We start from the raw sequence: 12,059 nt of genomic DNA, 5'->3' as shown, positions 1-12,059 counted from the left end.
CGTGCGAGGCGGGCTGCGGCGCCGCGGCGGCCCGCGGGTCACCGGAGCCCGGCCCCGCCAACGCCTGGGTCAGCACCCAGCCGGCCAGGCAGGTCGGCGCGAGCACCGCCGCCGTGACCGCGAGGGTGGAACGACGGGTGTACCAGGGCCGGTCCGGGCTGATCGAGGAGCCGGACTCGGGGGACGGGGGGCTGTTGTCGTAGCGCACCTCGCGATGCTAGAACGCCCGACCGTCGCACGGAGGGACCGTGCGCCATTCGAGGGCGCGGTGCGCTTATCGGTTATATGCCGGGTGACGTGGGGTCCGGCAGGCTGCCCGTTCCCGTGCGGCGCAGGACGCGCAGCGAGTCCGTGACGGAGATCTCCTCGAAGGCGCCCGAGGACAGGGCCCGCAGGTAGATCCGGTACGGGGCCTGCCCGCCGTCGGCCGGGTCCGGGAACACGTCGTGGATGACGAGCGTGCCGCCCTCGGCGACGTGCGGCGCCCAGCCCTCGTAGTCGCCCGTCGCGTGCTCGTCGGTGTGGCCGCCGTCGATGAAGACGAGGCCCAGCTCGCCGCCCCAGGCGGCGGCGACCTGCGGGGAGCGGCCGACGATCGCGATCACGTGGTCCTCCAGCCCGGCCTTGTGCAGGGTCCGGCGGAAGGTGGGCAGGGTGTCCATCAACCCGACCTCGGGGTCCACCACCGTCGGGTCGTGGTACTCCCAGCCCGGCTGCTGCTCCTCGCTGCCCCGGTGGTGGTCCACGGTGATCGCCGCCACGCCGGCCTCGCGGGCGGCGTCGGCGAGCAGGATGGTGGAGCGGCCGCAGTACGTGCCGACCTCCAGCAGCGGCAGCCCGAGCGCCGCCGCCGCGGTGGCGGCCTCGTACAGGGCGAGGCCCTCCCGTACGGGCATGAACCCCTTCGCGGCCTCGAAGGCGGCGAGGGTCTCCGGCTTGGGGGTGGCCATGTCGTTCCTCCTGAGCTGCGGGTGGGTGGCGGCCCATGCTGCCTTACCCGCTGGTAGGGCGCCATGGCCGGGGTGCGGTGGGTCCCCGCCGGGTCGGCTTCCGAACGGGCGGGCCGGACCTGCTGCGCCTACGGGACCCGGAGCTCAGGAGGAACGGGAATGGCTGGACGAGGTGCCGGCATGGGCCGTGCCGCTCGCGCGCGGCCGCGGCGCCTCCACCGGGTCCGTCACCACCTACCCGGCGTGCGTGCCCGACGGCGCCTCGCCGGCGGCGGCCGAGCACCGTCGGCTGACGGCGCAAGTACTGGACCTCGTCGAACTGCTCGACCAGGACGGACGCGGCGACACGCCACTCGACGCCACCCGGGCCGCGCTGCGGCGGTGCGCCACGACCGTCTGCGCGGAACTGGCCTTCCGGTTCCTGGTCGGCGCGCTCATGCGGTTCGCCGTGCGGCTGTCACCCGCGCACTACGGCCGCCTCGAACGCCTTGGCACGGCGTTCGGGTACGGCCCGCACGTGGTCGACGCGGCCGCCTTCCTGGTGGACTGACCGACCCGCCATCCCGCACCGGCCCCGCTTCGTGACCTGCGTCACAACCTGTCACAGCCGCCGGGGCCGCGGTGTCTCAAGGGCGAACCCCCGGACACGAACCCCGGGGCCGAACCCCCGAGAGACGGAGCGGACACCATGGCTGAGAACACCGAGGTCGTCGTGATCGGCGGAGGCTACGCCGGTGTGATGGCGGCCAACCGCCTGACGCGGCGCGAGGACGTGACCGTGACGCTGATCAACCCGCGGGCGGACTTCGTCCACCGGATCCGCCTGCACCAGCTGGTGGCCGGGACCGGCGACGCGGTCGTCCCGTACCGGGAGGTCCTGGCCGAGGGCGTCCGGCTGGTCGTCGACAGCGTGACGCGGATCGACGCCGCCGGGCGCGGCGTGGCCCTGGCGGGCGGCGGCACCGTCGGCTACGACTACCTGGTCTACGCGGTGGGCAGCGGCAGCGCCGACCCGACCGTGCCCGGCGCGGCCGAGTTCGCCCACCCGATCGCCACCCTGGAGGACGCGCAGCGGCTGCGGCCGCTCCTCGACGCCGCGTCCGCGGAGGCCGCGGTGACGGTCGTCGGCGCCGGTCCCACCGGCATCGAGACGGCCGCGGAGCTGGCCGAGGCGGGCCGCGCCGTGACGCTGGTCTGCGGCGGGGTGCTCGGCCCGTACCTGCACGCGCGCGGCCGGCGTTCGGTAGCCAAGCGGCTCGCCGGGCTCGGAGTGAGGGTGCTCGAAGGCCCCGACACGGTGGTGACGGCGGTGACGGCCGGGGCGGTTCGGCTGCGCGACGGCCGCGAGGTGCCGAGCGCGGTGACCATCTGGACGGCCGGGTTCGGGGTGCCGGAGCTGGCGGCGCGCAGCGGGCTCGGCACCGACGCCCTGGGCCGCCTCCTCACGGACGAGACGCTGACGAGCCTGGACGACGACCGCATCGTCGCGGCGGGGGACTCGGCGGCCCCCTCGAACCTGCCGCCGCGGATGAGCTGCCAGGCCGCGATGCCGTTGGGCGCACGGGCCGCCGACACGGTGCTGAGCCGGGTCGAGGGCAAGCGGCCCGAGACGCTCAACCAGCCCTTCGGCGCCCAGTGCATCAGCCTCGGCCGCAACGACGGCATCTTCCAGTTCGCCCGCAACGACGTCGCCATCTGGTTCCACGTCGACGGCGGCCTCGGGGCGAAGATGAAGGAGTCCGTGTGCAAGGGCGTCGTCCATCACCTGGCCGGCGAGGCGAACAAGCCCGGTTCGTACAAGTTGCACCGCGTCTCGGGAGCCGCCAAGCGGCGGCAGCAGTTGACACTCATCGGGGACCGCGAGGCGGCCGTCACCGTCGAACGGGCAGCCTAGAGCGGCACGAGGGGCCGTCCGGAGCGGACGGTCGTCGACGAGAACCTGGGGGACCTCGCAATGGATGAACGCACGGCGGCCGTCGGCGATGGGAAGGCGGCCGCGGCCGAGGAGGGCGCGGGCCGCGGCGGGCGCGTTCCGGGGCCGGCGACCGAGACGTTCGTCGCCCACCGCAACCTGCTCTTCACCGTCGCCTACGAGATGCTCGGCTCGGCGGCCGACGCCGAGGACGTCCTCCAGGAGACCTGGCTGCGGTGGATCGAGGTCGACCTGGCGGAGGTCCGCGACCGGCGCTCCTACCTGGTGCGGATGACGACCCGGCAGGCGCTCAACCGGCTGCGCACGATGAGCCGCCGCAAGGAGTCGTACGTCGGGTCCTGGCTGCCGGAGCCGCTGCTGACGACGCCCGACGTGGCCGAGGACGTCGAGCTCGCCGAAAGCGTGTCGATGGCGATGATGCTCGTCATGGAGACGCTGTCGCCGACGGAACGGGCCGTCTTCGTGCTGCGCGAGGCCTTCGACGTCGGCTTCGAGGAGATCGCGGCCGCCGTCGACAAGAGCCCGGCGGCCGTCCGTCAGATCGCGCACCGGGCCCGCCGGCACGTCGACGCCCGCCGTCCCCGCGCGGCGGTCCCCCCTGGTGGGGCGAGGGCGGCGGTGGAGTCGTTCCGGCGCGCGCTCGAAACGGGGGACCTGCAGGGTCTGATGGACGTGCTGGCCCCCGAGGCCGTGCTGGTGGCCGACGGCGGCGGCATCAAGCAGGCCAGTCCGCGACCGATCGTCAGCGCCGACAAGGTGGCGCGCCTGATCCTGGGCGGCATCGCCAGGAGGGGGATCACGCTCACCGGCACGGCCGCCGTGGTCAACGGCGGGCCGGCCCTCGTCCTGCGGATCGACGGCGAGTTCGACGGCGTCCTGTCGTTCCGCTTCGAGGGCGACCGCATCGCCGACCTGTACTACGTCCGCAACCCGGAGAAACTGACGCGCGTCGCGTCCGCGACCGCGCTCAGCAGGCACTGAAGGGGACGGCCGGGGCCCCTGGGTGACGGCCGGCGCCCCGGTGGGGAGAACGCGTTCTCGTTCTGACCTTCCGTCAGAATGGAACGTGTTCTAGCCTGCCGCGCATGGGCATCGGAATCACTGGGGAACAACGGGAGCTGGCCGGCGCCGTACGCGGCTGGGTCGCACGGGCCGTGCCGCCCGAGGAGGTGCGCAAGCTGCTCGACACCCCGCCGCGGTCCGGGGTGCGGCCCGCCTACTGGGACGGCCTCGCGGAGGCCGGTCTGTTGGCGCCCCACCTGGAGGGCGGGACGCTGCTGGACCTGGCCGTCGTGGTGGAGGAGGCCGCCCGGGCGGCGCTGCCCGGGGCGTTCCTGCCGAGTGCGCTGGCATCCGTACTCCTGGACCGGGCCGGGGCCGGACCGCTCGACGGGCGGGTCGGGGCGGTCGCCCTCGGGCCCGGCGACCTCACCGCCACCACTGTCGAGGGCGGCGGGTACCGGCTCGACGGGGTCGCGCCGCCCGTGCTCGGCGCGGGCGAGGCCGAGCTCGTCCTCCTCGCCGCCGAACCGGCGGAGGTCGGCGGGACCGGCGGGACCGGCGAAGTCGCCGCCGGCACGCGCTGGTTCGCGGTGGACGCCGCCGCGCTGGACATCCGCACCCACGAGAGCGCCGACCCGACCCGCCCCACCGCCGAGGTGCGGGCGCGGGGGGTCACCGTGCCACCCGACCGGCTGCTGGAGCTGGACACCGACCTCGTCACCGACCTGGCCCGCGCCCTCTTCGCCGCCGACGCCTGCGGCACCGCCGCCTGGGCGGTGCACACGGCCGCCGAGTACGCGAAGGTCCGCGAACAGTTCGGCCGGCCCATCGGACGGTTCCAGGGCGTCAAGCACCTGTGCGCCGACATGCTGGTCCGCCTCGAACAGGCCCGCGCCCTCGCCTGGGACGCCGTGAACTGCGCGGACGAACCCGACGGGGACCCCGCCGCCCGCTCGCTCGTCGCCGCCCTCGCCGCCGGCACCGCCCTCGACGCCGCCTACTCCTGCGCCAAGGACTGCATCCAGGTCCTCGGCGGCATCGGCTTCACCTGGGAGCACGACGCCCACATCCACCTGCGCCGGGCGATCGTGGCCCGCCAGCTCCTCGGCCCCGGCGACCGGCACCGGCTGAGCGCCGTGCGGTACGCCGCCGCCGGCGCCCGGCGCGAACTGCGCCTGGAACTCCCCGCCGAGGCCGAGACCCACCGGGCGGCAGCCCGCACCGCCATCGGGGCGGCCCGCGGCCTCGACCCGGCCGCCGCCCGCCGGACGCTCGCCCCCACCGGCTACGCGGCCCCCTACCTGCCGCCGCCGTACGGACTCGGCGCCGGGCCCGTCCAGCAGCTCGTCGTCCAACAGGAACTGGCCGAGGCCGGGATCCGCCTCGCCGACCTGGGGATCGCCACCTGGGTCGTGCCCTCGCTGCTCGCCTACGGGACGGACGCGCAGCGCGAGGCCCACGTCCTGCCCACCCTGCGCGGCGACACGACCTGGTGCCAGCTCTTCTCCGAGCCGGGCGCCGGCTCCGACCTGGCCTCGCTGCGGACCCGGGCGGAACGCACCGCGACGGGCACCTGGCGGATCAACGGGCAGAAGGTGTGGACGAGTTCCGCGCACACCGCCGACCACGGGATCCTGCTGGCCCGTACCGATCCGGACGCGCCGAAGCACAAGGGCCTCGGCTACTTCGTCGTCGACATGAAGAACACCCCCGGCATCGACGTCCGCCCGCTGAAGGAGATCACCGGCGAGGCCCTCTTCAACGAGGTCTGGTTCGACGACGCCGAACTCCCCGCGGACGCCCTGGTCGGCGCCGTCGACGGCGGCTGGAAGGTCGCCCGCAACACCCTGGGCAACGAACGCGTCCACATGGCCGACCAGATGACCTTCGACACCGGCCTCGAAGCGCTGATCGCCGCCTCCGCCGGCCTCGACGGGGCCTACCGGGCACGGATCGGCGCGTTGGCCGCCGAGGCGCACGCGCTCGCCTGCATCGCGCTGCGGACCACCCTCCAGCAGGTGTCCGGACTGGAGCCGGGCGCGGGCGCGTCCGTACGCAAGCTCCTCCAGACCCCGCACCAGCAGCGGACCGCCGAGCTCGCGCTCGAACTGCTGGGACCGGCGGGCGCCGTCCGGGAGGGGGCGGGGGAGCGGGCGGTGCACGGGATGCTCATGTCCCGCTGCCTGACCATCGCCGGCGGCACCACCCAGGTCCAGCTCAACGTCGTCGCCGAGCGGATTCTCGGCCTCCCCAGGGACTGAAGGGACTGCACGGACATGAAGTCGTACATCGTGGGCGTCGGCATGACGAAGTTCGAGAAGCCGGAATCACGGGACTGGCAGTACTGGGACATGGCCAAGGAGGCCGGGACCGCCGCCCTCACGGACGCGGGCGTGGACTACGGGCTGGTCGAACAGGTGCCGGTCGGATACTGCTTCCAGGCCTCCACCGCAGGCCAACGGGCGGCGTACGAACTGGGGTTGAGCGGTGTCCCGGTCTACAACGTCAACAACAACTGCGCGACGGGATCGACGGCGCTGATGATGGCGCGGCAGTTCGTGGAGGGCGGCATCAGCGACTGCGTCCTCGCGCTCGGCTTCGAGAAGATGAAGCGCGGCGCGCTCGGCGGCGGCGCGGACGGGGGCGACTTCAAGACCTCCCCGGTGGCCCGGCACTACGGGATCATGGCGGCCGCGCACGGCTTCGAGATGTCCCCGCCCACCGCCCAGATCTTCGGGAACGCGGCCCGCGAACACATGGAGCGGTACGGGACCACGCCCGCGCAGCTCGCGGCGGTCGGCGCCAAGAACCACCGGCACTCCGCGAACAACCCGAACGCGCAGTTCCAGGACGTGTACACCGTCGAGGAGATCCTGGCGGCCAAGGAGATCCACGCACCGCTCACCAAACTCCAGTGCTCGCCCACCTCGGACGGCGCGGCGGCCGCGTTGGTGGTCTCGGAACGCTTCCTCGTCCGGCACGGACTGCACGACAAGGCCGTCGAGATCGTCGGGCAGGCGATGACCACGGACACCCGGGCGAGCTTCGGCGGCTCCTGCGTCGACGTCGTCGGCAAGCCGATGACGGCCGCCGCGGCCCGCCAGGTGTACGAGGGCTCCGGGCTCGGCATCGAGGACGTCGACGTGATCGAGCTGCACGACTGCTTCTCCGTCAATGAACTGCTGACGTACGAAGCCCTCGGCATGTGCGCCGACGGGGCCTCCGGCAAGCTCGTCGAGAGCGGCGCCACCACCTACGGCGGACGCTGGGTGGTCAATCCGTCGGGCGGCCTGATCTCCAAGGGCCACCCGCTGGGGGCGACGGGGCTCGCGCAGGCGGCGGAACTGGTGTGGCAGCTGCGCGGCGAGGCCGGCCCGCGACAGGTCCCCGGCGCGGGGGTGGGCCTCGCCCACAACATCGGGCTGGGCGGGGCCGCGGTGGTGACCATGCTGCGGCGGTAGTCGCCGCCGGCGGGCCCTGCGGGCCGCCCCGCCGCCGCCCCGCGTGGCGGGCCACGGCGAGGGAGCCGAGAATGGGAGGGCCGGACCGCGCCCCGCGTCGTCGCCCGCACCGGGTGATGGACGGGGCGGGTCGGGGTCCAGGGGGCCGATCCAGGGACTGCAGGTGATGGCGCATGTGCCGATGGCTCGCGTACTCGGGAACGCCCATGTTGCTCGACACCATCCTGTACAAACCAGCCCACTCGTTGATCGATCAGAGCCTGCACTCGAAGCTGGGTGTGGAGACGACGAACGGCGACGGCTTCGGCGTCGGGTGGTACACCGAGACGGAGGACAGCGAGACACCCGCCGTCCTGCGGGACATCGGGCCGGCGTGGAACAACCGGAACCTGCGGGAGATCGCGGACCACGTCCGTTCCCCGCTGTTCTTCGCGCACATCCGGGCGTCGACCGGCACGGCCGTGCAGCAGACGAACTCGCACCCCTTCCGGCACGGCCGCTGGATGTTCATGCACAACGGGGCCGTCTCCGGCTTCCACCTCATGCGCCGCGAACTCTGCATGCTCGTCGACCCCGCCCTGTTCGCCGAGATCGAGGGCACCACGGACTCCGAGGTGATGTTCTACCTGGCCCTCACCTTCGGCCTGGAGCAGGACCCGCCCGCCGCCGTCGCCAGGATGGCCGGAGTGGTGGAGCGGGCGGGCCGCGACCACGGGGTGGAGTTCCCCCTCCAGATGACGCTCGCCATCACCGACGGCGTACAGGTCTGGGCCTTCCGCTACTCCAGCGGCCACAGCTCCCGGTCGCTGTTTTACAGCAGTCGGGTCGAGACGCTGCGCAGGCTGCACCCCGACAAGGCGTTCCTTCGGGAGATCTCCGACGAGACCCGGCTGATCGTGTCCGAACCCCTCGGTGACCTGCCCGGCGCGTGGAACGAGGTACCGGAGAGCACCTACGGCGTCGTACGGCCCGACGGCGAAGACGCGCTGTTCCCCTTCCTGCCGGCCGCGGTGTGACCCACTCCCGGCCGCCTCACGGCCGGTCCAGGGCGGGGTCGATCACCGTCTCGCCGCGGGAGGCGCGGCGCAGGGCGTCCGCGAGGTCCTCGACGGGGCCGTCGCGCAGGACCAGGCCGGCCGCGCCCGCCGCGAGGACCGCGTCCAGCAGCCCCGGCCGCGCCGAGCCGGTCAGGACCAGGACCCGGCACTCCGGATCGTCCGCCAGCAGCTCGGTCACCGCCGCCGGGTCCTCGACGAGGGCCACCACCGGGCGGGCCGTCAGGTCCCGGACGACCTCGATGTCGGGCTGGAGGCCGAGGTGTACGGCCAGGGCCGGGTTCGCCGGGTGCAGCAGCACGCGCAGCGACCGGGCCGGGCGGTGCGGGGAGGGCATTTCTTCCACCCCGGAAGGGTAAGTCCGGGCCTTCGTGCCGATCGGCAACACGCCTGGCGGAAAGACCATCTGACTGGAAGTCAGCACTCTTCCCAACTGCTGGGGTGTGCGTTATACATTCCCTCACCGGCCCTAGAACGCGTTCTAGAACGCGGTCCTTGGGGCCGGTCCCGCATACGACCTCGGTGCGGCCGACGGTGCGGACGGCCGCACCGAGGTCTTCCAAGGCCCCACGGCCTCGGTTTCCAACGACAGGGAGCAGCAGCCTCATGCCGATCGATGCCGCCAGGGCCCTCGCCGCCGAACCCCGCCGGGGAGACATCGGCTGGGACCACAAGGACATCCAGCTCTACCACCTGGGACTCGGCGCGGGCCTCCCGGCCACCGACCCGGACGAACTGCGCTACACCCTGGAGTCCAAGCTCCACGTGCTCCCCAGCTTCGCCACCGTCGCCGGCGCCGGCATGGCCATGCTCGGCGGCCTCGCCGCACCCGGCATCGACGTGAACCTCGCCGCCGTCCTGCACGGCGGCCACTCCATCGAGCTCCACCGGCCGATCCCCGTCAAGGGTCGGGCCACCTCCACCTCCAAGGTCGCCGCCCTGTACGACAAGGGCAAGGCGGCCGTGATCGTGCTGCGCTCCGAGGTCGCGGACGCCGACGGGCCGCTGTGGACCAGCGACGCGCAGCTCTTCGTACGCGGTGAGGGCGGGTTCGGCGGCGAGCGCGGTCCCTCCGTACGGGAGGAGCTGCCCGATCGGGCCCCCGACCGGGTCGAGGAACGCCGCATCCGGGAGGACCAGGCGCTGCTCTACCGCCTCTCCGGCGACTGGAACCCGCTGCACGCCGACCCCGAGTTCGCCAAGCTCGCGGGCTTCGACCAGCCGATCCTGCACGGGCTGTGCTCGTACGGGATGACCCTCAAGGCGGTCGTGGACAGCGCACTCGGCGGCGACGTGTCCCGGGTCCGCGCCTACCGCACCCGCTTCGCCGGGATCGTGTTCCCCGGCGAGACGCTGCGCATCCGGATGTGGCAGGAGCCGGGCCGCGTCCTGATCTCCGTGACCGCGGTCGAACGGGACGACGCACCGGTCCTCGCCGACACCGTCGTCGAACACGCGTAACGCAGCAACGCAGCAACGCAGTCGGACCGACAGAAGGAGCCGCACCGTGCGCGCAGCACTGCAGAGCGAGATCGGCCAGGACAAGCTGGAGGTCGTCGAGGACATGGAGGCCGTGGGCCTCGGCCCCGGCAAGGTGAAGATCCGCATCAGGGCCACCGGCCTGTGCCACTCCGACCTCTCCGCCATGAGCGGCGTCCTGCCGCAGCCCGCACCGTTCATACCGGGCCACGAGGGCTCCGGCGTGATCGCCGACGTCGGTGACGGGGTCACCCACCTGAAGCAGGGTGACCGGGTCCTGGTCTGCTGGCTGCCGCCGTGCGGGCACTGTCCCTCCTGCAAGCGCGGCCAGGGCCACCTGTGCCTGGAGAGCCTCGTCAACGCGGGCACCCCCAACTTCCGCCGGGCCGGCGGGGACATCTTCGGCTTCGCCGCGACGGGCACCTTCGCCGAGGAGCTCGTCGTCGACGCCAAGTGCGCCGTGCCGATCCCCGACGACGTGCCCTTCGACATCGCCGCCCTCATCGGCTGCGGCGTCACCACCGGGCTCGGCGCGGCCATCAACACCGCCAAGGTCGAGGCCGGTTCCTCGGTCGCGATCATCGGCTGCGGCGGCGTCGGCATCTCCGTCCTCCAGGGCGCCAAGGTGCAGGGCGCCGCGCAGATCATCGCCGTCGACCCGGTCGGGTCCCGGCGCGAGGCCGCGCTGCGGTTCGGCGCGAGCGAGGCGGTGTCCCCGGACGCCTTCGACGACGCCAAGAACCGGATCACGGGCGGCGAGGGCTTCGACTACGTCTTCGAGGTCGTCGGCAAGTCGGCCACCGCGCAGACCGCCTACAAGATGACCCGGCGCGGCGGCAGCGTCGTCATCGTCGGCGCGGGGGCACTCGACGACACGTTCCGGATCGACATGTTCTCTCTGTTCTTCGACGAGAAGAAGATCCTGCCCTCCATGTACGGCGGCGGCGACGTGCTCCGCTCCTACGAGCGCACCATCGCCCTGTGGCGGGCCGGCCGGGTGGACCTGGAGAGCCTGATCACCCACCGGGTGCGGCTCGCCGAGATCAACGACGCCCTCGACCAGATGCGCACCGGCGCGGCCCTGCGCACCTGCATCGAACTCTGACCCGTTTCGAGAGGAACCGTACGGATGTCACTGCCACTTGAGGGACTCTCCGCGATCGTCACCGGCGCCGGCCGCGGGCTCGGCCGGGCCGAGGCGATCGAACTCGCCCGGCTGGGCGCGAGCGTGGTCGTCAACGACTTCGGGCAGAGCGGGCGGGACGGCTCCGGGGAGGCCTCCGCCGCCCCGGCGGAGGAGGTGGCCGAGGAGATCCGGGCCGCGGGCGGACAGGCGGTGGCGCACCTCGGTGACGTGGCCGACTTCGAGCAGGCGCGGGAACTCGTCGGCCTGGCGGTCTCCCGCTTCGGCAAGCTCGACGTCCTGGTCAACAACGCGGGCATCCTGCGCGACCGGATGGTCTTCTCGATGTCGGAGGAGGAATGGGACTCGGTGATCCGGGTCCACCTCAAGGGCCACTTCAACACCACCCACTTCGCGTCCGCGCACTGGCGGGAGCGGTCGAAGGCGGCGGGCGGCCCGGTGTACGGCCGGATCGTCAACACCTCCTCCGAGGCCTTCCTCGGCGGCTCGGCCGGCCAGCCGAACTACGCGGCGGCCAAGGGCGGCATCGTCGGCCTGACCACCTCGACGGCCCTGGCGCTGGCCAAGTACGGGGTGACGGCCAACGCCATCTGCCCGCGCGCCCGCACCCGGATGACCGAGGACGTCTTCGCGGGCTTCCAGGTCCCGGAGGAGGGCAAGCTGGACGCCCTCGCCCCCGAACACGTCGCCCCGCTGGTCGGCTACCTGGCCTCGCCGGCCTCGGCGAGGGCCAACGGGCAACTGTTCGTGGTGCACGGCGGGATCGTGGTCGTGATGGACCGGCCGCGGGTGGCCGCCAAGTTCGACACCACCAAGGAGGCCTTCTCCTACGAGGAGCTCGACGAGGTCCTCACCCCGCACTACGACTCCCGCCCGGCCGAGGAGACCTTCGCGGCGACCGAAGTACTGGGCCTCAAGCACGGCTGACCGCCACGGAGCGAGGAGGGGGGGGGGGGGGGGGGGGGGGGGGGCGGGCGCGGCGGCCGCCCCCCCCCCCCCCCCCCCCGCCCCGCCCCCCCCCCCCCACACCCCACC

At 73.2% G+C, this 12,059-nt stretch carries 11 protein-coding genes and 1 pseudogene; 9 read left to right on the top strand and 3 right to left on the bottom strand.

Annotated elements, in window-relative coordinates; translation table 11 throughout:
- Window positions 1-208 (bottom strand): annotated as a pseudogene (locus NOD94_RS37295) (N-acetylmuramoyl-L-alanine amidase); the annotation flags it as partial.
- Between the two features lie 73 nt (window positions 209-281).
- A complete protein-coding gene (locus tag NOD94_RS37290) occupies window positions 282-950 on the bottom strand; it encodes a class I SAM-dependent methyltransferase (RefSeq protein WP_281210675.1) in 669 nt (222 codons plus the stop codon).
- Window positions 951-1,137: 187 nt separating this feature from the next.
- Here NOD94_RS37290 and NOD94_RS37285 point away from each other — a divergent pair, with 187 nt between their 5' ends.
- The 6 genes from NOD94_RS37285 to NOD94_RS37260 all read left to right on the top strand — a co-directional run bounded on the left by NOD94_RS37285 (window position 1,138) and on the right by NOD94_RS37260 (window position 8,362).
- A complete protein-coding gene (locus tag NOD94_RS37285; protein ID WP_281210674.1) occupies window positions 1,138-1,500 on the top strand; it encodes a hypothetical protein in 363 nt (120 codons plus the stop codon).
- 138 nt (window positions 1,501-1,638) lie between these two features.
- A complete protein-coding gene (locus tag NOD94_RS37280) occupies window positions 1,639-2,844 on the top strand; it encodes an FAD-dependent oxidoreductase (RefSeq protein ID WP_281210673.1) in 1,206 nt (401 codons plus the stop codon).
- A 60-nt stretch (window positions 2,845-2,904) separates the two neighbouring features.
- Window positions 2,905-3,864 carry an RNA polymerase sigma-70 factor gene (locus NOD94_RS37275; RefSeq protein ID WP_281210672.1) on the top strand — a complete coding sequence of 320 codons (960 nt, stop codon included), beginning with the start codon at window positions 2,905-2,907 and terminating at the stop codon, window positions 3,862-3,864.
- Between the two features lie 104 nt (window positions 3,865-3,968).
- Window positions 3,969-6,146, top strand: a complete 2,178-nt coding sequence (locus NOD94_RS37270) for an acyl-CoA dehydrogenase family protein (protein ID WP_281210671.1) — start codon at window positions 3,969-3,971, stop codon at window positions 6,144-6,146.
- Window positions 6,147-6,161: 15 nt separating this feature from the next.
- Window positions 6,162-7,346: a lipid-transfer protein gene (locus NOD94_RS37265; protein ID WP_281210670.1), complete on the top strand. Its 1,185-nt coding sequence runs from the start codon at window positions 6,162-6,164 to the stop codon at window positions 7,344-7,346.
- Between the two features lie 173 nt (window positions 7,347-7,519).
- Complete coding sequence (locus tag NOD94_RS37260) at window positions 7,520-8,362, top strand: class II glutamine amidotransferase (RefSeq protein ID WP_281210669.1); 843 nt, start codon at window positions 7,520-7,522, stop codon at window positions 8,360-8,362.
- A gap of 16 nt (window positions 8,363-8,378) precedes the next feature.
- On the opposite strand, the gene NOD94_RS37255 is transcribed toward NOD94_RS37260, so the two are convergent.
- On the bottom strand, window positions 8,379-8,738 hold the full coding sequence (locus NOD94_RS37255) for a DNA-binding response regulator (RefSeq protein WP_281210676.1): 360 nt from the start codon (window positions 8,736-8,738) through the stop codon (window positions 8,379-8,381).
- Window positions 8,739-9,007: 269 nt separating this feature from the next.
- Between NOD94_RS37255 and NOD94_RS37250 the strand changes: the two genes are divergently transcribed.
- From NOD94_RS37250 to NOD94_RS37240, 3 genes are read left to right on the top strand one after another with little or no spacing between them, the layout of a single operon-like run.
- Window positions 9,008-9,862, top strand: coding sequence for a MaoC/PaaZ C-terminal domain-containing protein (locus NOD94_RS37250; protein ID WP_281210668.1), 855 nt, complete (start codon window positions 9,008-9,010; stop codon window positions 9,860-9,862).
- Between the two features lie 46 nt (window positions 9,863-9,908).
- Entirely contained in the window at window positions 9,909-10,985 is a 1,077-nt protein-coding gene (locus NOD94_RS37245) for a Zn-dependent alcohol dehydrogenase (RefSeq protein WP_281210667.1), read from the top strand.
- Window positions 10,986-11,009: 24 nt separating this feature from the next.
- Window positions 11,010-11,951 carry a 3-oxoacyl-ACP reductase gene (locus tag NOD94_RS37240; RefSeq protein ID WP_281210666.1) on the top strand — a complete coding sequence of 314 codons (942 nt, stop codon included), beginning with the start codon at window positions 11,010-11,012 and terminating at the stop codon, window positions 11,949-11,951.
- Window positions 11,952-12,059: the final 108 nt, after the last annotated feature.

Origin of the sequence: Streptomyces sp. Isolate_45, from assembly GCF_024721315.2 — a bacterium.
GTDB lineage: Bacteria > Actinomycetota > Actinomycetes > Streptomycetales > Streptomycetaceae > Streptomyces.
The sequence above is the reverse complement of the archived record's forward strand: the minus strand, read 5'-3'. Positions and strand labels throughout refer to the sequence as shown.